Source organism: Rhodococcus sp. WAY2 (genome assembly GCF_009859915.1).
Classification (GTDB): Bacteria; Actinomycetota; Actinomycetes; order Mycobacteriales; family Mycobacteriaceae; genus Rhodococcus_F; species Rhodococcus_F oxybenzonivorans.
Genome location: NZ_CP046572.1, coordinates 5,215,844 through 5,239,623, shown reverse-complemented (window position 1 = coordinate 5,239,623; position 23,780 = coordinate 5,215,844). Strand labels below are relative to the sequence as shown.

General features: G+C 66.4%; 23 protein-coding genes and 1 tRNA gene. 12 read left to right on the top strand and 12 right to left on the bottom strand.

What is annotated here, in order from left to right; genetic code table 11:
* The first annotated feature begins 60 nt into the window (after nucleotides 1–60).
* Nucleotides 61–1,362, top strand: coding sequence for an ISL3 family transposase (locus GFS60_RS23610; RefSeq protein ID WP_159918917.1), 1,302 nt, complete (start codon nucleotides 61–63; stop codon nucleotides 1,360–1,362).
* Between the two features lie 30 nt (nucleotides 1,363–1,392).
* On the opposite strand, the gene arcA is transcribed toward GFS60_RS23610, so the two are convergent.
* A complete protein-coding gene (gene arcA / locus GFS60_RS23605; protein ID WP_159925031.1) occupies nucleotides 1,393–2,610 on the bottom strand; it encodes an arginine deiminase in 1,218 nt (405 codons plus the stop codon).
* Nucleotides 2,611–2,714: 104 nt separating this feature from the next.
* Here arcA and GFS60_RS23600 point away from each other — a divergent pair, with 104 nt between their 5' ends.
* Entirely contained in the window at nucleotides 2,715–3,236 is a 522-nt protein-coding gene (locus tag GFS60_RS23600) for an FABP family protein (RefSeq protein WP_159925030.1), read from the top strand.
* Nucleotides 3,237–3,278: 42 nt separating this feature from the next.
* Nucleotides 3,279–3,749 (top strand): redox-sensitive transcriptional activator SoxR, encoded by a 471-nt coding sequence (gene soxR / locus GFS60_RS23595; RefSeq protein WP_109332532.1) that lies wholly within the window; start codon nucleotides 3,279–3,281, stop codon nucleotides 3,747–3,749.
* An 8-nt stretch (nucleotides 3,750–3,757) separates the two neighbouring features.
* On the opposite strand, the gene GFS60_RS23590 is transcribed toward soxR, so the two are convergent.
* Complete coding sequence (locus tag GFS60_RS23590; RefSeq protein ID WP_159925029.1) at nucleotides 3,758–4,252, bottom strand: DUF2505 domain-containing protein; 495 nt, start codon at nucleotides 4,250–4,252, stop codon at nucleotides 3,758–3,760.
* Nucleotides 4,253–4,411: 159 nt separating this feature from the next.
* On the opposite strand from GFS60_RS23590, the gene GFS60_RS23585 reads away from it, so the two are divergent.
* From GFS60_RS23585 to GFS60_RS23560, 6 genes are all read left to right on the top strand, one after another.
* Nucleotides 4,412–5,866, top strand: a complete 1,455-nt coding sequence (locus GFS60_RS23585) for a wax ester/triacylglycerol synthase domain-containing protein (RefSeq protein ID WP_159925028.1) — start codon at nucleotides 4,412–4,414, stop codon at nucleotides 5,864–5,866.
* 17 nt (nucleotides 5,867–5,883) lie between these two features.
* Nucleotides 5,884–8,139 carry a glycerol-3-phosphate 1-O-acyltransferase gene (locus GFS60_RS23580; protein ID WP_159925027.1) on the top strand — a complete coding sequence of 752 codons (2,256 nt, stop codon included), beginning with the start codon at nucleotides 5,884–5,886 and terminating at the stop codon, nucleotides 8,137–8,139.
* On the top strand, nucleotides 8,140–9,573 hold the full coding sequence (locus GFS60_RS23575) for an HAD-IB family hydrolase (RefSeq protein WP_159925026.1): 1,434 nt from the start codon (nucleotides 8,140–8,142) through the stop codon (nucleotides 9,571–9,573).
* A gap of 105 nt (nucleotides 9,574–9,678) precedes the next feature.
* On the top strand, nucleotides 9,679–10,083 hold the full coding sequence (locus GFS60_RS23570; protein WP_159925025.1) for a YciI family protein: 405 nt from the start codon (nucleotides 9,679–9,681) through the stop codon (nucleotides 10,081–10,083).
* A 12-nt stretch (nucleotides 10,084–10,095) separates the two neighbouring features.
* Entirely contained in the window at nucleotides 10,096–11,319 is a 1,224-nt protein-coding gene (locus GFS60_RS23565) for an RNA polymerase sigma factor (protein WP_159925024.1), read from the top strand.
* An 80-nt stretch (nucleotides 11,320–11,399) separates the two neighbouring features.
* On the top strand, nucleotides 11,400–13,433 hold the full coding sequence (locus GFS60_RS23560) for an ABC transporter ATP-binding protein (protein ID WP_159925023.1): 2,034 nt from the start codon (nucleotides 11,400–11,402) through the stop codon (nucleotides 13,431–13,433).
* Between the two features lie 3 nt (nucleotides 13,434–13,436).
* Here GFS60_RS23560 and GFS60_RS23555 read toward each other — a convergent pair whose 3' ends face one another.
* Nucleotides 13,437–14,276 (bottom strand): SDR family oxidoreductase, encoded by an 840-nt coding sequence (locus tag GFS60_RS23555; RefSeq protein ID WP_109332569.1) that lies wholly within the window; start codon nucleotides 14,274–14,276, stop codon nucleotides 13,437–13,439.
* 149 nt (nucleotides 14,277–14,425) lie between these two features.
* Nucleotides 14,426–14,569 carry a hypothetical protein gene (locus GFS60_RS38670; RefSeq protein WP_201453670.1) on the bottom strand — a complete coding sequence of 48 codons (144 nt, stop codon included), beginning with the start codon at nucleotides 14,567–14,569 and terminating at the stop codon, nucleotides 14,426–14,428.
* A 647-nt stretch (nucleotides 14,570–15,216) separates the two neighbouring features.
* On the opposite strand from GFS60_RS38670, the gene GFS60_RS23550 reads away from it, so the two are divergent.
* The 3 genes from GFS60_RS23550 to GFS60_RS23540 all read left to right on the top strand — a co-directional run bounded on the left by GFS60_RS23550 (nucleotide 15,217) and on the right by GFS60_RS23540 (nucleotide 17,519).
* Entirely contained in the window at nucleotides 15,217–15,633 is a 417-nt protein-coding gene (locus tag GFS60_RS23550; RefSeq protein ID WP_109332570.1) for a helix-turn-helix domain-containing protein, read from the top strand.
* A gap of 177 nt (nucleotides 15,634–15,810) precedes the next feature.
* Entirely contained in the window at nucleotides 15,811–17,229 is a 1,419-nt protein-coding gene (locus GFS60_RS23545; RefSeq protein WP_159925021.1) for a glucose-6-phosphate dehydrogenase, read from the top strand.
* A gap of 44 nt (nucleotides 17,230–17,273) precedes the next feature.
* Nucleotides 17,274–17,519: a DUF2630 family protein gene (locus tag GFS60_RS23540; protein ID WP_159925019.1), complete on the top strand. Its 246-nt coding sequence runs from the start codon at nucleotides 17,274–17,276 to the stop codon at nucleotides 17,517–17,519.
* Between the two features lie 7 nt (nucleotides 17,520–17,526).
* Here the strand turns inward: GFS60_RS23540 and GFS60_RS23535 are convergent, their stop codons facing one another.
* The 8 genes from GFS60_RS23535 to glp all read right to left on the bottom strand — a co-directional run bounded on the left by GFS60_RS23535 (nucleotide 17,527) and on the right by glp (nucleotide 23,769).
* Nucleotides 17,527–18,543 (bottom strand): hypothetical protein, encoded by a 1,017-nt coding sequence (locus GFS60_RS23535; RefSeq protein ID WP_159925017.1) that lies wholly within the window; start codon nucleotides 18,541–18,543, stop codon nucleotides 17,527–17,529.
* Entirely contained in the window at nucleotides 18,543–19,043 is a 501-nt protein-coding gene (locus GFS60_RS23530; RefSeq protein WP_159925014.1) for an ImmA/IrrE family metallo-endopeptidase, read from the bottom strand. Before GFS60_RS23530 ends, GFS60_RS23535 begins: the two co-directional genes overlap by 1 nt.
* A gap of 2 nt (nucleotides 19,044–19,045) precedes the next feature.
* On the bottom strand, nucleotides 19,046–19,852 hold the full coding sequence (locus GFS60_RS23525) for a cell surface protein (RefSeq protein ID WP_159925012.1): 807 nt from the start codon (nucleotides 19,850–19,852) through the stop codon (nucleotides 19,046–19,048).
* 245 nt (nucleotides 19,853–20,097) lie between these two features.
* Complete coding sequence (locus GFS60_RS23520) at nucleotides 20,098–20,319, bottom strand: hypothetical protein (RefSeq protein ID WP_159925010.1); 222 nt, start codon at nucleotides 20,317–20,319, stop codon at nucleotides 20,098–20,100.
* A 367-nt stretch (nucleotides 20,320–20,686) separates the two neighbouring features.
* Nucleotides 20,687–20,762 (bottom strand) — tRNA-Ala (locus GFS60_RS23515).
* A 99-nt stretch (nucleotides 20,763–20,861) separates the two neighbouring features.
* Nucleotides 20,862–21,602 (bottom strand): divisome protein SepX/GlpR, encoded by a 741-nt coding sequence (gene sepX / locus GFS60_RS23510; RefSeq protein ID WP_109332583.1) that lies wholly within the window; start codon nucleotides 21,600–21,602, stop codon nucleotides 20,862–20,864.
* A gap of 275 nt (nucleotides 21,603–21,877) precedes the next feature.
* Nucleotides 21,878–22,513 carry a GNAT family N-acetyltransferase gene (locus GFS60_RS23505; RefSeq protein WP_109332585.1) on the bottom strand — a complete coding sequence of 212 codons (636 nt, stop codon included), beginning with the start codon at nucleotides 22,511–22,513 and terminating at the stop codon, nucleotides 21,878–21,880.
* Entirely contained in the window at nucleotides 22,510–23,769 is a 1,260-nt protein-coding gene (glp, locus tag GFS60_RS23500) for a molybdotransferase-like divisome protein Glp (RefSeq protein ID WP_109332586.1), read from the bottom strand. Before glp ends, GFS60_RS23505 begins: the two co-directional genes overlap by 4 nt.
* Nucleotides 23,770–23,780 lie beyond the last annotated feature (11 nt).

The window sequence follows — 23,780 nt, the reverse complement described above, 5'->3', positions numbered from 1 at the left end:
GTTGTCCCAGTAGCGTTCTGGCTTGTCTAGGGTCAGTCGGCTACATATGTGGGGAACGGCGTGCGCGAAGCCAGGATATGGCGTCAGGTGTTGGGTGTCGAAAAGACGGTGATCGAGGGCGTCGATTTCGACGACACGGCCGGGGCGGTGATCGTCGCGGTCCGGCCGCAGGCCCGGGCCCGGTCCCGGTGCGGGGTGTGTGGTCGTCGGAGCCCCGGTTACGACGGTGGCACCGGTCGGCGGCGGTGGCGCGGCCCGGACTGCGGCCTGGTCCGCACCTTCGTCGAGGCCGACGCACCGCGGGTGTGCTGCCGCGAACACGGAGTCACGGTGGCCGCGGTGCCCTGGGCCCGGCACCGGGCCGGGCACACCTACGCGTTCGACCAGACGGTGGCGTGGCTCGCCACCCATACCTCGAAGGCCGCGACGTGTGAGTTGATGCGCACCGCGTGGCGCACGGTCGGGACGATCGTGGACCGGGTGTGGGCCGACACCACACCCGCCCGGGACCCGCTGGCGGGGCTGCGGCGGATCGGGATCGACGAGATCTCGTACAAGAAGGGCCACAAGTATCTGACGGTCGTCGTCGACCACGACTCCGGCCGGCTGGTGTGGGCGGCCCCGGGCCGTGACGCGGCGACCCTGTCCGGGTTCTTCGACCTGCTCGGGCCCGAACGGTGCGCGAAGATCACCCACGTCACCTCGGACGCGGCCGGATGGATCGGGTCGGTGGTGACCCGGTTCTGCCCGGATGCGGTGCGCTGCGCGGATCCGTTCCATGTGGTCGCCTGGGCCACCGAGGCCCTCGACACGGTGCGGCGGGCGGCGTGGAACCGGGCACGGTCCACCGAGAACGCCTCCCGCGGCGGTGGGTGGAAACCGCGGCGTCGCCCGAAGGCCGGCCCGGCTCGGTCGGTCAAACGCAGCCGGTGGGCGTTGCTGAAGAACCCGGACGCCCTCACCGCGCAGCAGCAGGCGGTGCTGCGGTGGATCGAACTCCACGATCCGGTCCTGCACCGCGGCTACCGGCTCAAGGAGAGTTTGCGGTTGATCTTCCAGCTCCCGGTCGAGCAGGCCGCTGCCGAACTCGACCGCTGGATCGACTGGGCCCGGCGGTGCCGGATCCCGGCGTTCGTCGCGTTGCAGAAAAGCATCCTCGTCCACAGACCCGCGATCCTCGCCGCCATCGAGCACGGGCTCTCGAACGGTCGGATCGAATCGGTCAATACCAAGATTCGCCTCATCACCCGCCGCGGATTCGGGTTCCACACCCCCGAGGCCGTCATCGCACTCGCGATGCTCAGCCTCGGGGGCGCCCGCCCACAATTACCCGGCCGAATCCACCCACGAATGAGTCAGTAGAGCCCAAAAAGGCGCACGGGCCCGGAGGGCCTACAGCGGGTCGCGGGACACGGGACAGGACATGCAGCGCGGCCCACCGCGGCCCGACCCCAGTTCGGAGCCGGCGATCCGCAGCACCTCGATGCCCGACGCTTCGAGGCGGGCGTTGGTCTCGGCGTTGCGCTCGTAGGCGACGACGACGCCGGGGGCGAGCGCGAGGGTGTTGTTTCCGTCGTCCCACTGTTCGCGTTCTGCGGTGACGTTGTCGAGTCCGGTATCGATGACCCGCAACTTCCCGATGCCCATGGCGTCGGCGGCAGCAAACAGGAAGGGGTCGGCCCCCCGGATGGACACGCCCTTGTCCTCGCGGTGAATGGTGAACGCCGACAACGTGTCCTGGATGACGGGGTACATCACGACCGCGTCGTGGTCCACCATGGTGCAGACGGTGTCGAGATGCATCGACGCCCTCGACTGCGCGATCGGCACCACCAGTACCGTATGGGCGAGCTCGTCCTCGAATACGCTGCGCGCGAGTGCCTCCGCACCGGCCGGGGTGGTGCGCTCCCCGACCCCCACGGCGACGACACCGGGCGCGAGCAGCAGGACGTCGCCGCCTTCGACGGGGGCGGTGTGTGATTCGTAGGCGCGCCGGGCGCCACGGAACCGCGGGTGGTGCGCGTAGATGATGTCGGTGAGCGACGTTTCCCGCACACGCGCCGGTAACGCCAGCGAGGTGATGGCCACCCGCGGACCGATCCAGACCGACGAGTCCCGGGTGAACAGCAGATTGGGCAGCGGGTCGATGACGAAGTCGCCGCCGTGATGCATGCGCCGGACCAGCGACGCACTGCTCGCCGCGACCGGTAGTTCGTCGAAGGTCATGCCCGCGGTGAGAATGGTGGACAGGTCCTGGGCCGGCACACCGCGCAGGTGGGCGGCCAGTTCCTGGGCGAGTGTATGCCCGAGCTTGCGGGGATCCACCGCAGCACCGATCCCTTGCATGCGCGCCGCACCACTGGCGGCGAGGGTTTCGGTGAGCAGTTCGGACAACAGCAGTACCTCGACACCGCGGCTGCGCAGCACGTCGGCGAACGCATCGTGTTCTTCCTGCGCGCGGTCGACCCAGGGCAGCCCGTCGAAGAGCAGTTGGTCGTTGTTGCGGGGTGTGAGCCGCTTCAGTTCGTCGCCGGGCCGGTGTAGAAGGACGGCACGAAGCTGCCCCACTTCGGAGTTCGCTCCCAACGGCGCAGAACCGGACGCGTTCATGCCTAGACGGTAATGCGGCCGGGCCCCGTAGGCACGTCAAACACTCCGCCGCCGAACACGTCACAGCGTGCCGGAGCGAGTAGCGTGAGACGGCGGAGGTACTCATGGAGGAAGAGTCGAGGCGATCAACTGCGACGGCCGGTCCACCGGTTTCGGCGACCGCTGCCGGACCGGCTGTGCCACCTGCCTTGGCCCCGTTCGCGGGACGGTGGGTGGGAGCCGGCGAAGGTGCCTATCCCACGATCGACGACTTCGGCTACACCGAGGAGATCGAGTTCACGGCGAGCGGTAAGCCGTTCCTTGCGTATCGGTCCCGGACGTGGGCGGCCGACGACGGGCGTCCGTTGCATTCCGAGTCCGGTTTCCTGCGGCTCGTCGCCGAGGACGAGGCAGAACTTCTCCTTGCCCAGCCCACCGGTTTCGTCGAGATTCATCGGGGCCAGGTTCGGGAGGGCACCATCGAGTTGTCGATGTTGTCGCTGTGCGCGTCTCCGGATGCGAAGCCGGTGCACAGTGTGCGGAGGAAACTGTCGGTGCGCGGTGGCGACCTCACGTACGACCTGTGGATGGCGCACGGTCCCACTCCACTCACCCACCACCTGCACGGTCACCTCCACCTCGACTGACCTCGAGTATTGTTCGGGTATTCCTGGTGAAAGGTGCCCGATGTGGAGATGCCCGAATGGAAGGCCAAGGAGCTCACACCCGGCCAGCTGTCGGAGCGCAGCGGTGTGGCCGTGTCCGCTCTGCACTTCTACGAGCGTGAAGGCCTCATCAGTAGTCGCCGCACCAGCGGCAACCAGCGGCGGTACCGTCGGGACACGCTCCGGCGGGTCGCGTTCATTCGCATCGCCCAGCGGGTGGGAATACCCCTCGCCGAGATCCGGGACGCCCTTGCCACTCTGCCGGAGGGCCGGACGCCGACCCGCAAGGACTGGGAGAGGTTGTCGACGCGGTGGCATGCAGACCTGGATCAGCGAATCGAGCAACTGGTCCGCCTACGCGACAACCTGACGGGGTGCATCGGGTGCGGATGCCTCTCGCTGGGCAGTTGCGCGATCGTCAACAGTCACGATCGACTCGGTACTGCAGGGCCCGGGGCGCGGACGCTCGACGTCGAGCTGAACACCTGCCCCTAGGGACGTGGTCAGCTGTCGCCGAGCCACTTCTCGACGGCATCGCGGTCCTGACCCACCATGTCGCGGACGAGCTTTTTGATGAGTGATTCGATCTGACCACCAACCAGGGGGATCTTCACCTCGACCGACCCGATGAGCTCCAACACCGAGCCTTCCCCCGACGCACGGAGCACCGAGGCACACTCGATGCGGACCGGAATGCCGGTGGAACTGCCGCGAATCCGTCCGTCGGCCCGGTTCCCGTCGAGAGGTCCCCATTCGTCGGCGCGTTCGACCCTCAGCTCGCCCGAGACCACTTTGCGGACCAGCCCGGGAAGCGAAGAGGCACTGATGCTGTCGCGCATCGTCGCCGTCAGGGTTCCGGGCCCGCCACTCTCGTCCAGGGTCAGCTTCTCGGGTGCCTCTTCGAACCGGTGCCGCCAGAACACCGGGTCGGTCAGCGTCGCGTGGACGCGGTCCACGGGGTACCCGATGTCTTCCGAATATTCGAAGCGTTTCGCCATGACGGCAGCCTACGACAAGCGCACTCGTCGAGCAGGGGTGTGAAGGCGTCGCCCGCCGAGTCCGGGGCAATCCGTCGAATCAGGGGTGTGAACTACGCGTCGGGTCCACACTGGAAAAGCACCAGTTGAGGCAACTCGATCAACCGAATGAGGGTGGGCATGGCCGATGGCGAACCGCTGATACCACCGAGTGCCGTCGACGTCGATTTCTCCGACATCGCCTGGGGAGCGGACCGTACGATGTCCGACTTCGAGACCGGGATGTGGCGGATGGAGGAGGTACAACCGAAGCTGCGTTCGCCGATCGTCGCGGTCGATGTACTCGACGGACCGCCGGACTGGGACCGGTTGGTGCGCGCGCACGAGTGGGCCTCGCACATGGTGCCCCGGATCCGGATGCGCGTGGTCGAGCCCACGCTGCGGCTGGGTAACCCGATGTGGTCGGTCGACCCGGAATTCGACCTCGACTATCACCTCACCCGGGTACGCCTACCCGAACCCGCGACGTTCGACCATGCCCTGCGGATGTGCCGGCGGATGGCCACCGAACCCTTCGATCGCGCCCGGCCGCCGTGGAGCGCCATGCTGATCGAGGGGCTCGACGACGGTCGCGCCATCTACGTGGTGAAGACGCATCACAGCATCACGGACGGTCTCGGCGGCATCCAGTTGATGACGCTGCTGCACAGCAGACGTCCCGAGCCGTCGCCGGACAAACCGGACCGCCCACCACCCCTGCCGGAGCGGATGTCGGGCGGCGGTGCGTTCTTCGAACAGACGCTCGGGAACGTTCGCCGGGCGCCGGGTCGACTCGGCGGCCTGGTACGCGGCGTCACCCGCACGGCGATCACCGCCGTCACGAACCCGATCGGGACGGTCACCGACGTCGTCGGCTACGCCAATTCGATCCGCCGGGTGGTCACTCCTCCCCCGGCCACCGGCTCACCATTGTTGCGTGACCGGGGCCTCGGCCGCTGGTTCGGCGTGCTCGAGGTAGGCGTCGACGAGCTGAGGTCGGCTGCGCACCGAGCGGAAGGATCACTCAACGACGCCTATATCGCTGCCCTGCTGGGTGGATTCCGGCGTTACCACGAGTCCTTCGGCCACGACATCGACACCATCCCGGTCGGCATGCCGGTCAGCCTGCGGGTGGCGTCGGATCCGACCGGGGGAAATCGGTTCGCCGCAGCACGCTTTGCGGGACCCGTCGGTGAGGTCGACCCGATCGAGCGGATCAAGAAGGTACGCGCGATCGTCCTCGGCTTACGGCAGGAGCCGGCGCTCGGCCTCCTCGACTCTGCGGCGCCGATTCTGGTTCGGATGCCGACGGTGGTGCTCGCGAATTGGTATCTCTCCCAGTCGAGCGGTCTCGACCTGCAGGCCAGCAACGTCGCCGGTGTACCGGTGCCGGTGTACCTCGCAGGAGCCCGGATCGAGAGGATGTTCCCCTTCGGTCCCGCACCGGGCTGTGCCGTTATGGCCACACTGGTCTCGCACGTCGGCACGTGCTGCATCGGCGTCAATCTCGACACCGCCGCGGTGACCGAACCGGCCCGTTTCATGATGTGCCTACAGGAGAGCCTCGACGACATCGTCGAACTCGGCCGTGGATGAACGAAAGGACCACACGAATGGACGAGCAGACGACACGGCCACGCGTCTACCTCATCGAGTCGATGAGCGACATCGAGGAGACGACCCTGCGCGCGTGGCTGGAACGACAGGACGGAAGCGACGGGCGCTCGCCGCAGGCCGTCCGCGTCTCGGGTGACGAATTCGCCGACGTGTGCCGACGCGAGGACGATCCCCTTCTGGTCCCGCTCCGGGTGGTGTGGCGGCCGAGGACGGATCAGCCCGAGGGTCTGCAGCGGGTGCGGGAGTCGCTTCTGCGTGATCCCCTTCATCCCGGTCCGAGCATGCAGCGCAAGATCCTGCGCCGGGAACCCGGCCGCTGCGAGGTGATCGAAGGTGCCCCGGCCCCCTTGAGCGATCTCCGCCGCCGGCTCGCCGAGAAGGGTGGCGGATCGCTGCCAGATTTCGTACGCCGCCAGGCCGCACTGACCCTCGAGCGTGCCGAACGATCCTTGCTGGGAACGCAATACAAGGTGTCGCGGTTCGTGGTCGACGAGATGACCGACACCAGCCGGTTCCACACCGGCATCCACGAACTGGCTGCGCGCCTGGACCTCCCCGCCGCGGAAGTCGATCGTCGCGCTCGGGGCGCCCTCGACGAGATGGTTGCCGCCCAGAGCCGACGCGCGATCGCGTTGTGGGATCAACTGGGCCGCTACTTCTCGCGTGCGTACCGCCTCGACGTCGACACCTCGCGCCTCGACGAACTCCGCGAGCTGAACAAGGAATACTCTCTGGTGTTCCTGCCCAGCCATCGCTCCTATCTCGATCCTCTGGTGCTGCGTCCCGCTCTCCTCGCGAACGACCTCCCCCTCAATCACGTGATGGGAGGATTGAACGTCAGCTTCTGGCCGATCGGGCCGATCAGCAAGCGCAGTGGCACCGTCTTCATTCGACGCAAGTTCGACGACGACGAAATCTACAAGTGGTCGCTGCGCGAGTACATGCGCTACCTGCTCACCAAGCGGTTCAACCTCGAGTGGTACATCGAGGGCGGGCGCAGCCGTACCGGAAAGTTGCGGCCGCCCCGCTTCGGGCTCCTCACCTACTTGGCGAAGGCATTCCAGTCCAGTGGGATGTCCGATGTCTACCTCATTCCGGTCTCCCTCACCTATGACCAGCTGTACGAGGTCGGTGCGATGGCGGCCGAGGCCCACGGTGAGGCCAAGACGAAGGAAGGACTCCGCTGGCTCGTCGGATATGTGCGCGCCCAGGGGCAGCGGCACGGGGTGGCCCATGTCAATTTCGGCAGACCGATGTCGCTGGCGGAATATCTCGGCCAGGCGGACGACCTGCGGCTGGCCGTGCAGAAGACCGCGTTCGAGGTGTCGCACCGCATCAACGAAGTGACACCGGTGACGGCCACGTCGCTGGTGATGCTCGCATTCCTGGGTATCGAGGACCGTGCGCTCACCGTTCCGGAACTACGCGCCATCCTCGGACCGCTCGTCGACTACATCACCGTCCGGCGGCTACCGACGGCGGGCGATGTCGACCTCACCAACCCCGAGGTCATTCGCACGGCGCTGCGCACCCACCTCGACTCCGGTGTGCTGCGCTGTTTCGACCGGGGCAGCGAGCGTGTGTTCTACCTCGGGCGGGACCAGCACCTCGTCGCAGCGTTCTACCGCAACAACACCATTCACTTCCTGGTCATGAGAGCCATCGCGGAAATGGTCCTGCGCGCCGCGGCGGACCAGCCGTTCGGTAACCCGCTCGAGGACGGGTGGGAGGAGGCGCTGCGCATCCGTGACCTGCTGAAGTTCGAGTTCTTCTTCAGCGACAAGGACGCCTTCCGTGATCAACTCCGGACCGAACTCGAGATCATCGACCCCCTGTGGCGGGAGAACATGCGTGACCCCGCGCATGCCGAGAAGCTGCTGTCGACCGCGCAGATCCACTTGGCCCACCGGGTACTGCAGCCCTTCCTCGAGGCCTACGCGGTGGTGTCCGATCAGCTGTTGCGCACGCCTACCGACGAAAAGTTCGACGAAAAAGCATTCATCACCGAGTGCCTTTCGCTGGCCGAGCAGCGCCGGTTACGCCAGCAGATCGGTAGCCGGGAGTCGATCTCTGCCGAACTCTTCACGACCGCACTGAAATTGGCGCGCAACCGGGGTCTCGTCGAACCGGGTGCGGAGAATCTCGAGGCCCGGCGAATCGAGTTCGACGCCGAGATCCGCACCCAGGTGGACCGGGTCTTGCGCATCCGGACCCTTGCTCACGACACCCTCGACCAGGTGGTGGGTGAGTAGATGACTGATCTGCGCAGCCTCCACGATGCCATCGCCGCCGCCCCGCCAGGATCCGGAACGCTTGCCGCCTTCGACCTGGACGGGACACTCATCAGTGGGTATTCGGCCAGCGTGGTCTACCGGGATCGTCTGCGCCGCTTCGACATCAGTGTTGCAGAACTGTTGCGCACCACCGGGGCCGCCATGGAGACCCGATTTCGGGGCGCCGATGTGAGCGGCCTGATGCGTATCGGCGTGCAGAGTCTGGCCGGGCGCATGGAGGACGAAATGCAGGAATGGGGGCAGCGTCTCTTCCGGCAGGAGATTGCCCGCATGATCTACTCCGAGGTCCGCGGGCTACTCGCCGCGCACCGGCACGCGGGACACCAGGTGGTGATGGCCACGTCGGCTACTCCGTACCAGGCGCAGTCGGTGGCCGAGGACCTCGCCATCGAAGACGTCCTGTGTACTCGCCCCGAAGTCCTCGACGGCATGCTCACCGGTCAGCTGGCGTCCCCTCCGCTGTGGGGTCCGGCGAAAGCTGAGGCCGTGCGCACGTACGCGCAGCAGCACGGCGCAGACCTGAAGAGCAGCTTCGCGTATTCCAACGGTGCCGAGGACCTTCCGATGCTGACGTCGGTGGGTCATCCGGTGGCCCTGAATCCGGATCGGAAGCTGGCGGCCACCGCCCGGCGGAACGGGTGGCCTTCGGTGAATCTGCGGCCACCGCAGAGCGGCAACGACCCGGTGTCGATCGCGCGCACCACCACGGCAATCGGCGCGCTGATGGGCGCCGCCGCGTTCGGTGTCTCGGCCGGTCTGGTCACGAGGAACCGCCAGACCGCCGCCAACCTGGTCGGTAGCTTCGGCCCCGATATCGCCCTGGCAATCTGCGGTATCGGGCTGCGGGTGAGTGGCAAGGAGAACGCCGAAGCCGCACGACCGGCGGTGTTCATGTTCAATCACCAGAGTTCACTCGACATGCTGGTGGTCGGCAGCGTCATCCGTCACGACGTGACCGGTGTCGCCAAGAAGGAGGCCGCACGCGACCCCCGTTTCCTTCCCGTCGGTGCACTGCTCGACGTCGCGTACATCGATCGGTCGGACAGCGCCAAGGCCAGGGCCGCGCTGCAACCGGCGGTGGATAAGCTGCACTCGGGCATCTCCATCGCCATCGCCCCCGAAGGCACGCGCACCCCCACTCCTCGTCTCGGCAAGTTCAAGAAGGGTGGGTTCCATCTCGCGATCTCGGCAGGGGTGCCGATCGTGCCGATCGTCATCCACAACGCCGGAGAGCTGATGTGGCGCAACTCGCTGGTCGCACACTCCGGGACCGTCTACGTCGACGTGCTCGAACCCGTCCCCACAGACGGGTGGGATACCTCCGATCTGGACAAGCACGTCGAAGAAGTCCGCTCCCTGTTCGACGAGTGCCTGCACGGCGGGCACCGTTGACAAGAATTTTCAGAAGTTCTTCGGCTGGATGTAGAGAAACCGGAATGTGCTCCGTCCTCTTCGCGAAAGGCGTCAGAATGGGCGCCACGAGATGAGGAGAAAACAATGCCGAAGTTCATGCTGCTGCAGAACTACGAGGGCGGACCCGGGTGCACGGTGCCGATGAGCGATTGGGATCCGGCCGACATCAAGGCCCATATCCAATTCCAGCACGACCTCAATGCCGAACTCGCCGCCAACGGTGAATTGGTCGACGCGCAGGGGCTCGCCGGGCCCGACGTCGCGAAGCGTGTCACATTCGACGGCAGAAGCGTTCCTGTGGTGACGGACGGCCCGTTCCCCGAAACCAAGGAACTGCTTGCGGGATATCGCTTGATCGACGTGGAGTCCGAAACCCGCGCACTCGAGATCGCCGCGAAGGCCTCGGCCTCACCCGGACCGAACGGCGTGCCCATCCAGCAGCCGATCGAGGTTCGTCAGGTGATGGGCGCGCCGGACACCGACTTCTGAGACCACCCGACGATGGAGATCGGAGCCGCACTCGAGGACCTGCTGCGCGAACTCGCGCCGCAGGTCCTCGGTGTGCTCGTCCGGCGTACCGGCGACTTCGACGCTGCCGAGGATGCCGTACAGGAGGCGCTACTCGCCGCGGCGCAGCATTGGCCGCGCGACGGCGTGCCCGAAAACCCCCGTGGCTGGCTGATCCAGACCGCCACGCGCAAGATGACCGATTCCATCCGCAGCGAAATCGCCCGACGTACAAGGGAGCACACGGTCGCCCGGCAGGCGCCGACCGATGCAGAAACCGTCGACAGCGACGACACGCTGATATTGCTCTTCATGTGCTGCCACCCGGCGCTGACGCCGGCGTCGGCCATCGCGCTGACCCTGCGTGCCGTCGGGGGACTCACCACCGCCGAAATCGCGAACGCCTTTCTGGTCCCGGAAGCGACCATGGCACAACGCATCAGCCGCGGGAAGCAACGCATCACCGCGTCGGGCATCCCCTTCCGGCGTCCGACGGAAGAAGAGTGGACGGAGCGGCTGCGCTCGGTCCTCCACGTGCTCTACCTCGTTTTCAACGAGGGCTACGCCAGCAGCAGCGGCAACGATATGCACCGCACCGAGCTGTCTTCGGAGGCGATCCGGCTCACCCGCGCCGTCCACGCGATACTGCCCGGCGACGGCGAGGTGGGTGGTCTGCTGGCGCTCATGCTGCTCACCGATGCCCGCCGCCCGGCACGCACCGGTCCGGACGGTGAGCTGATCCCGCTCACCGAGCAGGATCGCACCCTGTGGAACAGCGACTTGATCGCCGAAGGCCAGCGGGTGGTGATGGACGCGGTGGCCGGAGGGGCGGTGGGCCAGTATCAGCTGCAGGCGGGAATCGCGGCCGTCCACGACGACGCGGAACGCGTCGAGGACACCGACTGGGCCCAGATCCTCGCACTGTACGGACTGCTCGTGCGCATGTCCGACAATCCGATGGTGCGATTGAACCGCGCCGTCGCTGCGGCCATGGTGCACGGTCCGGCCACCGGACTGGCGATGCTCGAAGAGCTCGACGGCCCACTCCGTGGGCACTACCGGCTCGATGCCGTCCGCGCGCATCTCCTCGACATGGCCGGGGACACTCGATCGGCGGCGGCGCACTACCGTGCGGCGGCGCGGCGCACCACCAACGTCCCCGAGCAGCAGTACCTTGCCGCGCAGGTGGCCCGGCTCGGTGTCACTGAATCGGGCTGAGACAGCAGTCCATACAGCCCTCGCGCGCAGCCCACCCGTATCGCCTCGCCAGAATCGCGACAGGTGGGCACGATGGACGAATGCGCTCCGCCCCGCCGACGTCCTCCCCGGAGATCTCCGACTCCGAGTCTTCGCTGCTGCCCCGGATCTGGGCGCTGCTGCGGCCCTATCGGGGTTGGCTGGTCCTCGTCGGCGCGGCGATTGTCGTGTCGTCGCTCCTCGGCGTCGTCCCACCGTTCCTCACCAGGGCAGTCTTCGATCGCGCACTGTTTCCCACCGACGGCAGCGGCGTCCATCTCACGCTGCTGATGTGGCTTGTTCTCGCGATGATCGGGGTGACATTGGTGAGCTCGCTCATCAGCGTCGGCCAGAGCTACCTCACCACCAAGGTCGGCAACCTGTCGATGGCCGATCTGCGCGAGCGGCTCTTCGCGCACCTCGAGAAGATGGAATTGGCCTTCTTCACCTCCACCAAGACCGGGTCGATCCAATCGCGACTGGCCAACGACGTCGGCGGGGTCCGCTCCGTGCTCACCTCCACGGCATCGAGCATCCTGTCCAACGCCGTCACCGTCGCAGCATCCCTCATCGCGATGGTGTTGTTGTCCTGGCAGTTGACGCTTCTCGCCGTGGCACTGCTACCCGGATTCGTCTACCTCCAGCGCCGCGTCGGCGCACGGCGGCGGGCGCTGGCCCGAAAAACCCAGGAGTCGCTGTCGGACATGACCGCCATCACCGAAGAAGCACTGAGCGTCTCCGGTGTTCTCCTGACCAAGGTCTTCAACCAGTCGCAGGCCGAACTCGCGCGCTACCGCGCGGAGAACGCCCGGCAGACCGAGCTCCAAGTACGTCAGGCCATGGCAGGCCAGGGATTCTTCGCCGTGGTGGGTGCCTTCATGGCCATCACCCCGGCCCTCGTGTATCTGCTCGCCGGCTATCTGATCAGCGGTGGGTACGGCCCGGCCATTTCGGCAGGGACCCTCGTCGCGTTCTCGACCCTGCAGGCCAGACTGCTGCAGCCGCTGGTGTCACTGATGCGGGTCACGCTGGACGTCCAGACCTCGATGGCATTGTTCCGCCGCATCTTCGAGTATCTCGACCTGCAGCCGGCGATCGTCGATCGTCCCGACGCCGTCGCGCTACCCGCCGACTCCCCGGGCAAGGTGGAACTCGACGACGTCTACTTCGCCTACCCCACTCCGGTGCGCCTGGCCACCGCCGACCCGGACCCCGTGGCTCTGCGAAGCCTCGGACGCGGCGGAGTCGGCGGCGGGATGCGCGGCTTCTCGGCACCGACCACCCGCACCCCCGTAGTGGCCGACGAGGAGGTCATCGAGCCGCGCCGCCCTCGACGCTGGGCGGTGGCGGGCACCTCTCTCGAGATCGAGCCGGGTCAACTCGCCGCCTTCGTCGGACCGTCGGGCGCGGGCAAAACGACCCTCTGCTACCTGGTACCGCGGTTGTACGAAGTGGACCGCGGCGCCGTCCTCGTCGACGGATACGACGTACGCGACCTGACCATGAGTTCGCTTGCCGACGCGGTCGGGATGGTCACCCAGGACCCGTATCTGTTCCACGCCTCCATCGCAGACAACCTGCGGTATGCCAAGCCGGACGCCACCGACGCCGAACTGCACGATGCGGCCACCGCCGCCAACATCCACCACCGCATTCTCGCTTTCGACAACGGTTACGACACGCTCGTCGGCGAACGTGGCTTCCGGCTCTCCGGCGGCGAGAAGCAGCGTCTTGCCATCGCACGAGTGCTGCTGAAGAACCCGCGCGTTCTCATTCTCGACGAAGCCACCTCGGCACTCGACACCGTGTCCGAGCGGCTCGTCCAGCGAGCACTCGCCGAGGTGATGCGCGGGCGGACCACACTGGCGATCGCGCACCGGCTCTCCACGATTCAGCATGCCGACGTCATTTTCGTGATCGACGAGGGTCGCCTGGTGGAACGCGGCACCCACGCCGAACTCCTTGCCCGTCAAGGCCTCTACGCGAGACTGCATGCCGAACAGTTCGGCGGCGGCCAGGTGGAGTGTCGCTGCACCGACGGTATTCGATTCACGGACGGCACAGTGCTGGCACCGAGCAGCAGCCGCGAGAACTAGTCGCTACAGGAACTTGCTGAACTGGTCGTTGGCCTTCTGCATCACGAAGTCGTACGGCGGCGAGAACTTGCGGGCCCACCAGTATCCGAACCGGATGTCGGGCGAGGTGTACACCAGATAGCGGTTCTTCTTGATTCCCGTGAGGATGCAGGACGCCACCTTCTCCGGGCTGACCGCTCGCTTCTCGAATCGGTGGATCGCCTTCTCGATCCGCGGGTCGTTCCGATCCACCCCGGCGATCTCGACAGTGCCCACCAGCGGAGTCTTCACGGCGCCCGGAACCACGAGACTGACGCCGATACCGTGTCGCTTCAGGTCGAATCGCAGAACCTCGGACACCCCGCGGAGCCCGAATTTGCTTGCGCTGTAAGCGGCATGCCAGGGCAGCGCCAGCAGTCCCGCAGCAGAGGACACGTTGACAAGGTGTCCACCGCGCCCCGCCCGCACCATCGGAGGGACGAAGCTTTCGATGATGTGGATCGGCCCCATCAGGTTGACGTCGATCATCGACTTCCAGTGGCGGTGCTCGAGGTTTTCGACCGTGCCCCACGCGGAGATACCGGCGACGTTCATCACGACGTCGAGGCTGCCGAATTGATCGTGAATATCTGCTGCGAACGCCGTCACCGCGTCGTAATCGGACACGTCGAGCGCTCGTGAGAAGCTCACGGTTCCGCCCTGATTGCCGACCTGCTCCACCGTGTGAGCCAAGCCGACTTCATTGATGTCGGTGAGAAAGAGTTCGGCGCCTTCCGCGGCGGCCGCCAACGCCGTGGCGTGCCCGATCCCGCTACCTGCACCTGTGATCAGGCACTTCTTGCCGTCCAGCGTCGTGATCGCCATTGTCGTGCGAGCCCCCGTCCTCACCGATCCGTGTCGGCTGGAAGTCTACGCACGCACAACGTTTGCGCGCACGCCCGAGAGGCGGGAGCACCCGGGTCCTCGACAGCGTGGCGACAGAGCTGAGCCGGCTCTCCCCGAGCCGGCCCACTTCACAACCGCTGCGCCATTTCTTCCTGATATGTCCGGATCGTCCGTTCGATTCCGTTGGCGTCTTCTTCCCGTCCTCTGTGCCGGGCATCGTCGGCGCGCTCGCGCAGAACTCGAATCGCCTTCCGAAGCTCGGCGTCACTCATTCTGTGTTCCATATCACAATCATTCCCGACGACTTCCGGTTTGGCCAGGCATCGCCGGCGGTCACCGAAGACACCGAGGTAGAGCCGCTGCCGGCGAGCGAACCAGTCAGACCCCATGATCGGCCGTCCTGCGGAGGCCTCGCCGGAAGGCTTCTGGCGCCGCTGCACGGCGGTCGGGCGGTGCAGACCCACCCCGTTCGCAGTAGTGTTCACGGCGCCGTCGCGGCCGAGCGACCTGTTGTAGTTGCAATGCACAACGCAACACAATGGCCCTGAACTGCGAGTACAGGCCTTACACACTGCCGCATGCCGGCAACTCGAGGCCGTCAGCAAACTCCCAGTGATTGAAAGAGCAATCAGCATTTGCGGCCGGGCGGCCGATCCGGCACATCGGCGGGAACAACCAACTGGACGCTCGGCCACTGAACCGTCAAGAGACGCGCCGGTATGACTTGCACGGAGTCCGAACGGCTGAGCAGGGAGAAGTGCGCGATGCGCCAACCGTCGTTGAAACCTGGATGACGCCGTCAGCGAGCGAAAGCGCACCGTTTCGCACCTCCGGCTGTGAGTTATCAATCGGTTATCATCATGGTACTGTGTCGTTCACACGACTGACGCGCGCACGAGAGAGGACCCGGCGGCTCACAATGGCAGATTTTGCTGCGCGGTTGAACAAGCTCTTCGACACGGTCCACCCTCCGGGACGTAAACCGCACACCAACGCAGAGGTGGCTTCGGCGCTCATCGCCGACGGGCATCAAATCTCGAAGCCCTACATTTCGCAGCTCCGCTCCGGGCAGCGCACCAATCCTTCGGACGAGACCGTCGCGGCATTCGCCCGCTTCTTCAAGGTGAAGCCCGAATATTTCTTCAACGACATCTACGCAGCCAAGATCGACCACGACCTTGAACTCTTGTCGCAGCTCCAGGGCTACGGACTACGCAAACTGTCGAGCCGCGCCTTCGACTTGTCCGAGGAGTCGCAGAATCTGCTTACCACGATGGCCGAGAAGCTTCGCGCCAGCGAGGGTCTGCCCGAAGTACCGCCGGACGCGTCCCGGTAGCACCGATTTTTCGCGCAGGGCACGAAACCTCTTCCGGCACTGAGCTATACACGAACACGCCGCTCGAATGCCCGGCGTACCGGATGAGCCGAGCCCGACGACCGTTCTTCCTGTCTGAGCGCTGAGCCGACCCGGGAATCGCACGCGCGGCGACTCCCGTTGGCGCATGATGGAGCAATGCCTGACAGACCGCAGCTCGGTCCCACGATTTTCGTGCTCTTCGGCGCCACCGGGGACCTGTCTAAACGGATGGTGCTCCCGGCCTTCTTCCAGCTCGCACGTGCAGGTCTTCTCGGTTCTCGGTGGATGTTGATCGGCACCGGGCGGGGCACCGTCACCGATGATCACTTCCGGGCCCACGTGCGGGACTCCCTCACCCAATTCGGCGGCGGGCACACCGACGACGGCTGGGACGACTTCGCGCAGCGCCTGCGATTCGCCGGTGGCGGTTTCACGCCCGAAGACCCCGGGACGCTACCGAGCATCGTGCAGGACGCGCGGGATTCGCTCGGCGTTCCCGACGCTCAACTCGTCCACTATCTGGCACTTCCCCCGAGCACCTTCGCCGACACCACACGAGCTCTCGGCGCGCACGACCTGGCGCGCGGTTCCCGGGTCGTCTACGAAAAGCCGTTCGGTACCTCACAATCCGCTTTCCGTGAACTCGACGCCGCAGTACACGAGGTTCTCGACGAGAAGCAGATCTATCGCATCGACCATTTCCTCGGCAAGGAAAGCACCCAGAATCTGCACATTCTGCGATTTGCCAACGGGCTGATCGAGGGAGTCTGGAACCGCGAACACGTCGAACAGGTCCAGATCGACGTCCCCGAAACCCTGGACATCGACGATCGCGCCCGCTTCTACGACGCCACCGGTGCGGTCCTCGACATGCTCGTGACTCATCTGTTCCAGGTCGCTGCGGAGATCGCGATGGAGCCGCCCCTGAGCCTGGGCGCCGACGACCTCCAGTCTGCACGCGAATCGGTGATCGGAGCGTTCCGCCCGCTCGACCCCGCCGAAGTGGTCCTCGGCCAGTACGAGGGATACCGAGACGTCGACGGTGTCGCCGACGATTCGGAGACGGAAACTTTCGTCGCCGCACGGTTGTGGGTCGACACCGACCGCTGGCGGGGTGTGCCGTTCCTGCTTCGGACGGGCAAGATGCTGGGGGTCGCGAAGCAACGCGTGAGCCTGGTGTTCCGGAGCCCGGAAGGCCCTCTTTCCGACATCCCGCCGGACGGCGCCGTGCTGACCTTCGATCTGTCCGGGGACGGCGAGATCGACATGTCGATGGTGGTCAAGGAGCCCGGTCCCGACGACGAACTATCGGTGGGCCACCTGAGTCTGCCTCTCGACACGGTGCCACTCGGCCATGCTCTCGCACCGTATTCGCGCCTCATCCTGGACGTGCTGCACGGCGACCGGTCACTCTTCACCCGTCCGGACGGGCTTGCCCACGTCTGGGACGTCGCCGACCCGTTGCTGAACAGGCCGCCCGCCGTCAAGCTGTATCCGGGGGGATCCATGGGACCGCCGGAGGCCGACAAGCTCGCCTCGCCGTGTGGATGGCTGGTCACGCAGTCGACCGGATGAGCCGCCCTCCGCGACAAGTGGACTCGGACCGAAGAGGAGACGACATGGACAACGAAGAGATCGAGAAGCGTATTCAGGCTCTCGTCGAGCAGGAGCACGAACTGCGGGCGCAGTTGCAGGACAGCGAACTGGCCCCCGAGGAGAAACGCGCACAGCTGGCCGCGTTGGAAACCTCACTCGATCAGTGCTGGGACCTTCTGCGCCGACGCCGGGCTCGTCTCGACGCAGGACAGAACCCGGACGACGCCTCGGTCCGTCCGGCGTCGGAAGTCGAGGACTACCTCCAGTAGAAAGCGGTCAGGGCACCGACTCTTGCGATGCCGCCTCCGTGGCCGCGACCGGCACGGGCGAGTGACGGATATCGGCGTACGCCTCCGCGAGTTGCAGCACCCATCGGCGCGGTGACATCCCCTGCGGTGGAGCTATCCACTCGGTGTCGAGCACCTCGGAACCGGCTGGGTCGTCGATCCAACGGGCCAGAATTCTGCTGCGCTCGGTAGTCGACTCCGGCAGATTCTGCGCCCGCGTCTCGAACATGCCCGCGCCCGCCTGCAGATACAGCGCGTCCATGACGTGAGCGATCGAATCAGACGCCCGCAGAACGGTGGTGCTGCCCTTGCCGTCGCCCTCCACGACTTCGGGGAATCGGGAGACGAGCACAGAATGCAACGCACTCATCCGGCGAAGATCGCGACGTGCGCGCAGCCAGGTCTCCATCAGCACCCACACCGTGCCGGCCGAAACCACCACAGCGGCGGTCGTGTACGCACCGGAGGATCCGATGATCCACGTCTCCCCCGCCGCCTCCCGGACGAGTCCCACGACCGCGGCGACGAGAACCATCGCCGATCCCACCACGACGAGGGCGATGCCGCGGCCGAGTGGGGTCCATGCGACGTGCCAGATACCGGTGATCACCACCGATGCCAGCGCGAGCACGATGAACACCAGAGCCGGGACGGGGTAACCACAGGCCAGGGCCGTTCCGACCAGGACCGCGGCCGCATAGATCACGGTGGCCACAGCGCGTAGGGCGCGGCGCGGCAAAATCGGCCAGACCGACACCGCACCTACGGCGCTCGCGGCAGCGAAGAGGGTCCACGCCAACTCGAGGAGGATCTCCGACAGCCCGGCCGTCGGCGCCAGCGCGTCGAGACGCAAGGCGACATCCGGGACGGCCAACGTAGACGCGCACGCGGCGCTGGACACCGCGATCACCATCGCGATCCGCAGTGGTGTCGGCTGGCGTGCCGCGACCCTGCCTGTGCGGGCGCCGGCTGCGATCCAGACGACGAGCGCGACAACCCAGCCCATCAGCCGATCGCCTCGTCATAGCGGAGCACCGACACCGGCGTACCCCTGCCCTTCATCGTCCTGAGCTGCAGGAGCAACATCGACGCGAAGGTCTCCGCCTCCCACTCCGCCACGTCACCGGAAGTCTGCTCGCCGCCACGCATTCGCGAGCGCTGACTGAGCATGTACGCGATCAAGTCGTCGCCAACCTCGAGCGTTGCCGCGACGATCTCGGCACCCTCATGCCGAAACACGATGTGCCCCAGTTCATGTGCAAGAGTGCGGTCGACGTCGGGAAGTCCCGGGGCCAGCACGATGACGTCCCTGTCCGGATACGCGCGTCGCTGACCACAGACTCCCGGTGCCATCGGCGTCGTGAAGTCGAGTTCGATGGGACGCTGCCGTTCGCGGGCAACCGCGTCGACGACATCCCCGAGTGAGACCGCTTCTGCCCGGGCGGCGGCGTCACAGACCGCATCCACGGCTGCTGCCACCCGTCGATGAGAACGGCTTCCTACCACGACTACATTCCTCCCGTAGGCGCCGGCGGGAAGAACTCCGCCCGGGCGGCCGCGATGCGCGCCTGCTGTGCACGCGCGCCCTTGAAGGTCAGCGCACCGGCCCCACCCGCGCAGCCGAGAAGAAGCCCCACCCCGCCGAGCACTGCAAACGCAGGTAGTGGCTCACTATGGACGACCGGCGCGACTGCCGGCGGTGCGGAGTCCGGAACTGCGGCGGGTGCCGGTCGCACGTCGGGCGGCACTGGGTCCTGCGCTGGTACGTTCCCCTCCGCCGCATCGCCGGGAAGGCTCGTTCCATCGGAGTGTGGTGGCGCGTCCGCCGCCGGCGGGCCCTGGGGACCTCCCGGCGAGGTGCCAGGCCCGGGATCTTCCGGTCCACTTCCCGAGGCAGGGGGTACCCCTACTGCTCCACCTCCGTCGCCGGATTCGGGATCGCTCGACGTGTCGGGACGGGTGATGTTCGGTACCGGGTCCGACGGTAGGTGCCCGTACGGGGGAACCACCACCTGTGGAGCGGGAGGAGTCGACGGTTCACTGGTCTCGGACGGCTCCGTCGTCTCCGGAGGATCGATGGTTTCGGAAGGCTCGGTAGTTTCGGAAGGCTCGGTGGTGTGGGGGTTATGGCCGCAGTCGTGATATCCCTCGCACGGGTGTGACCCCACACCCGGATGCGTCGAGCCACCGCCGACGTCGGGATCTGCAGATGCGGTCGACGGGAACACCGAGAAAGTGCCCCATCCGAGAACGGAGAGAAAGGCCAGCGCGAGCCCCAGCATGATCAGGTTCCGGATCACACGACGTGCTGCCACTGCACACCCCCCTCTGGTATCGATCCAACACCTCAGGCGGCGTCGACGCTGCCATGGTAACGAGCGGACGGTCCGGAGGTGCTGGTGGTGCCGGAGTCGGGGGCCGGCACCACCAGCGATGCCCGAGCCAGGTGGGACTCGGGCGGCTTTGTCGGTGAACCACCGAAGGCACGCGTGCGTCGGATGGTTCGTTGCAGGGACAGCGTCGGACGGCCGCCGGAACTATGGGGGTGGCGTGTCCGACGTCAGAACGTCCCGGCGACCGTCACCTCGGACGGTGGCACGGCAGCGTTCGGTGCCCGCTGGACATCGGTCGCGAACGAAGTCGCGTGGCCCATCATCGCCGCACCCATTGCGACGGCCGCCGCCGCCGTGCCTATTACGACGGCTTTCGCCGCTGTGCTCATCGTGACGGCTGCCGCCGCTCCGGCGAGCGGAGCGCGGGCGGCACCGGACGAGCGAGTCACGTTCACAGCACGTTCACCAGCAACATCGTCGCAGCAATCGTCGCCACCACGGTCGCTGACGCGAGAGCATCCGAGATTCTCTGCCTTGCCTGCATGTTCTCTACCCCGATCGATTGACCCCTCGATGACCTGTGATCAGTAGACCTTGCCCAGTTACCGTTTAGCAACTTCTCTGTTCCAAACGTGACGCGGCACACTGCCACACGGCGCGCTGGCGCACACCGGCTCCCCCGATACGGAAGAGCACGGCGACACGAAGAAGCACTGCGACACGAAGAAGCACTGCGATACACAGAGCACTGAACACGCAAAAGAGCACTGAAACACAGAAGAGCACCTCCTCCGAAGGGAGGAAGTGCTCTTGTGATGGTGGAGCTGAGGGGAATCGAACCCCTGACCTCTTCGATGCGAACGAAGCGCGCTACCAACTGCGCCACAGCCCCTGATGCAGACCCTGCGATCTGCTCGGCAAACTCTAGCAGGCCACCCACACAGGGGGCGAATCGCCTATCCGGTTGCGGCTTTCGGCTCCCGGCGACGGACTATTCACCGGCGGCCCGACGCATCGTGGCGTGCTGCATGCGCTCGTCGTCGAAGCGCTCGAGATGATCGAACTCGGGGTCCTCGTCGTCTACTTCGAGCACAACGGCGCCGGGACGCCGCAGCCGGGCGGGGATGAGTCGCAGTTCCTCGTCGCTACGAGACTCGACACCCAGCCGGGAGCGATTGAGCCGCGCGGTTCTGCGCCTCCGGATCTCCTGCTCGATCTGGACCTGACGGCGGAGGTAGGCGAGATAACCGACGAGGCCGACGACGCCGGCCACGAAAATCCACCACATCACCGGGGCAATGATCAGCGCGAGCGCCGCGGACATGATCGTGCCGAATACGAGGCCGAGTACCGAGCGCTGGCGGAAGGCGTATCGGGCCTCCCGCGCGATCGCATCAGCCTCCGGGTCGAAGCCACCACGCCCACGTCGCACCGGCACGTAGTCACCGACCGGGGCCCGGCCGGTGTCGAGATCGTCTTCGTCTGCGTGAGTATCCACAAGGTCCTCCGCGTCGTAGCCGTAGTGGTCCGGTTCCGGTTGCCAGTACGGGTCGCTGCGGTGTCCTGCCGCGGGACCGCGCTGCACGGGGCGCTCGTCACCGCGGTGCAGCACGCGCGTCGCGAGGGCAGCGTCACTGGTTTGCCGGATCCGGGGGCGGTTGTTGACCAGCATCGGGACCAGGACGAAGAGCCACACGACGACGAGCCCGATCCAGAGAAACGAGTTCGGCATACGGCAGCCTCCTCCCAATCGTCTACCAGCACGGATACCGCTGTTGACACTCCCAGGCTAACCGCATGGACACGCACATCTTCGCAGACGCGCCGATCTCACCATACTCAGGTGTCACATGCGTAACGCGAAAATGTGGCGCTCGACATGCTCGAAAGCGACGTGAATTCTTCTTCCGCCGGGAGTGCCCGAAACGGCGACCTCGACCGGCAACGTTTGATACCGTCAGATAACTGCTGTGTAGCTGGACGATTGTCCAGACGCTTTTGCGGCTGTTACGCCCATGTCGCTTTGCCGCTGCGGACGAGGGAATCGGCGACAGTTCCCATCACGTCCTCGACCGTCATGCCGACCAGGATGTGGTCACGCCACTGGCCGTCGACGTCGAGGTACCTCTTCAAAAGACCCTCTTCACGGAATCCGACGTTGCGGAGCACCGCCTGGCTCGCCAGGTTCTCCGGGCGCACGGTGGCCTCGATGCGATGCAGTCCCACCGGACCGAACGCGTGATCCAGCCCCAGCGCGAGGGCTCCCGTTGCCACGCCGAGTCCGTTGACGTCGCTGGCCACCCAGTACCCGATCCACGCCGAACGTAACGCACCGCGAACCACATTGCCGATCGTGATCTGCCCGCAGAAGTTTCCGTCGAGCTCGATCGCCATCGGCAACATGCGACCCTTTCGCGCCTCGGAGCGCAGGCTGCTGCACAGTCCCGGCCACCCCGAAATATGGTGCCTCGCATCCCATGGCGCTTCGCCGGTCGGTTCCCACGGCTCGAGATGGGCACGGTCACGGATGCGCAGCCGACTCCACGCCGCGGCGTCGCGCAGTCTGATGGCACGCACGGTTACCACCCCGCCGTTGACGCGGAGTGGGCCGAGGTGCGGCGGCCAGCCCGGATGCTGGGTCATCCCCGTTGCGCCAGGAACGCCACGTCCACCTGGTCACCGGTACGCACCTCGGTGACTTCAGGGTCGATCAGCACGAGACAGTTGGCTTCGGCGAGCGTGGCGAGAAGATGCGAGGACGCTCCGGGCGCACCGCCGAGCGCCTGGACCAGGTATTCACCGGTGGCCTCGTCGCGCATGAGCTGGCCCCGCAAGAATCCCTTGCGGTCTTCGATCGACGTGATGGGTGCGACAGTGCGTGCGGTGACGACGCGGCGCATCGGCTGCCGGCGTCCCAGCGCGATCCGAATGAGGGGACGGACCATCACCTCGAAGACCACCAGCGCGCTCACCGGGTTCGACGGGAGAAGAAAGGTCGGGACCTCGTCACGGCCGAGCTGGCCGAATCCCTGCACCGACCCGGGATGCATCGCGACCCGGTCGACCTCGAGATTGCCGAGGTCGGCGAGTGCGTCGCGGACATCCTCGGAGGCCCCTCCCCCGACCGCACCCGCGATCACCACGATCTCGGAGCGAATCAGTTGCCCCTCGACCACCTCGCGTAGGCGCCGCGCGTCGGCGCTCGCGATGCCCACGCGATTGACGTCGGCGCCCGCGTCACGCGCGGCGGCGGCAAGCGCATAAGAGTTGACGTCGTATACCTGACCGGGCCCAGGGGTCCGGTCGACGTCGACGAGTTCACCGCCCACGGAAATGACGGACAACCGCGGCCGTGGGTGCACCAAGACCTTGTCGCGACCGACTGCCGCCAGCAATCCGACCTGAGCCGCTCCGATGATCGTGCCCGCCCGCACTGCGACATCTCCGGGCTGGACGTCGTCGCCCGCACGACGCACGTAGTCGCCGGAGCGGACCGGTTTGTAGATTTTGACGCGTGCGCGTCCGCTGTCGGTGCGGTCGAGCGGCAGCACTGCGTCGGCGAGCGTCGGGAGCGGGGCCCCCGTATCTACCTTGACCGCCTGTCGCGGCTGGAGACGGATGGGCTGCCGGGAGCCGGCCGACACTTCCCCCACGACGGGAAGTGTCAGCTCGACGGGAGCGCCGTCGTCGTCACGAAGGTCGGTGCCGGCGGCCTGGACATCGACGCTGCGAACGGCGTACCCGTCGATGGCCGCCTGGTCGAAACCTGGAAGCGGCCGCTCGGTGACCACTTCCTCGGCACACAGCAGTCCCTGCGCTTCGGAGATCGCGACCCGGACCGGCCGCGGCGCCACGGCAGCCGCGGTCACAATGGTCTGTTGCTCCTCGACCGACCGCATGTAGTTCGTGC

Bases quoted from the DNA above. Each gene is read 5' to 3' on its own strand.
- arcA (WP_159925031.1), bottom strand. From the start codon at position 2,610: ATGAACGCGTCCGGTTCTGCGCCGTTGGGAGCGAACTCCGAAGTGGGG.
- GFS60_RS23545 (WP_159925021.1), top strand. From the start codon at position 15,811: ATGCCTGACAGACCGCAGCTCGGTCCCACGATTTTCGTGCTCTTCGGC.
- GFS60_RS38670 (WP_201453670.1), bottom strand. From the start codon at position 14,569: ATGAGTGACGCCGAGCTTCGGAAGGCGATTCGAGTTCTGCGCGAGCGC.
- GFS60_RS23550 (WP_109332570.1), top strand. From the start codon at position 15,217: ATGGCAGATTTTGCTGCGCGGTTGAACAAGCTCTTCGACACGGTCCAC.
- GFS60_RS23560 (WP_159925023.1), top strand. From the start codon at position 11,400: ATGCGCTCCGCCCCGCCGACGTCCTCCCCGGAGATCTCCGACTCCGAG.
- GFS60_RS23575 (WP_159925026.1), top strand. From the start codon at position 8,140: ATGACTGATCTGCGCAGCCTCCACGATGCCATCGCCGCCGCCCCGCCA.
- GFS60_RS23585 (WP_159925028.1), top strand. From the start codon at position 4,412: ATGGCCGATGGCGAACCGCTGATACCACCGAGTGCCGTCGACGTCGAT.
- GFS60_RS23590 (WP_159925029.1), bottom strand. From the start codon at position 4,252: ATGGCGAAACGCTTCGAATATTCGGAAGACATCGGGTACCCCGTGGAC.
- GFS60_RS23540 (WP_159925019.1), top strand. From the start codon at position 17,274: ATGGACAACGAAGAGATCGAGAAGCGTATTCAGGCTCTCGTCGAGCAG.
- sepX (WP_109332583.1), bottom strand. From the start codon at position 21,602: ATGCCGAACTCGTTTCTCTGGATCGGGCTCGTCGTCGTGTGGCTCTTC.
- GFS60_RS23555 (WP_109332569.1), bottom strand. From the start codon at position 14,276: ATGGCGATCACGACGCTGGACGGCAAGAAGTGCCTGATCACAGGTGCA.
- GFS60_RS23600 (WP_159925030.1), top strand. From the start codon at position 2,715: ATGGAGGAAGAGTCGAGGCGATCAACTGCGACGGCCGGTCCACCGGTT.
- GFS60_RS23565 (WP_159925024.1), top strand. From the start codon at position 10,096: ATGGAGATCGGAGCCGCACTCGAGGACCTGCTGCGCGAACTCGCGCCG.
- glp (WP_109332586.1), bottom strand. From the start codon at position 23,769: ATGCGGTCGGTCGAGGAGCAACAGACCATTGTGACCGCGGCTGCCGTG.
- GFS60_RS23570 (WP_159925025.1), top strand. From the start codon at position 9,679: ATGCCGAAGTTCATGCTGCTGCAGAACTACGAGGGCGGACCCGGGTGC.
- GFS60_RS23535 (WP_159925017.1), bottom strand. From the start codon at position 18,543: ATGGGCTGGGTTGTCGCGCTCGTCGTCTGGATCGCAGCCGGCGCCCGC.
- GFS60_RS23505 (WP_109332585.1), bottom strand. From the start codon at position 22,513: ATGACCCAGCATCCGGGCTGGCCGCCGCACCTCGGCCCACTCCGCGTC.
- GFS60_RS23580 (WP_159925027.1), top strand. From the start codon at position 5,884: ATGGACGAGCAGACGACACGGCCACGCGTCTACCTCATCGAGTCGATG.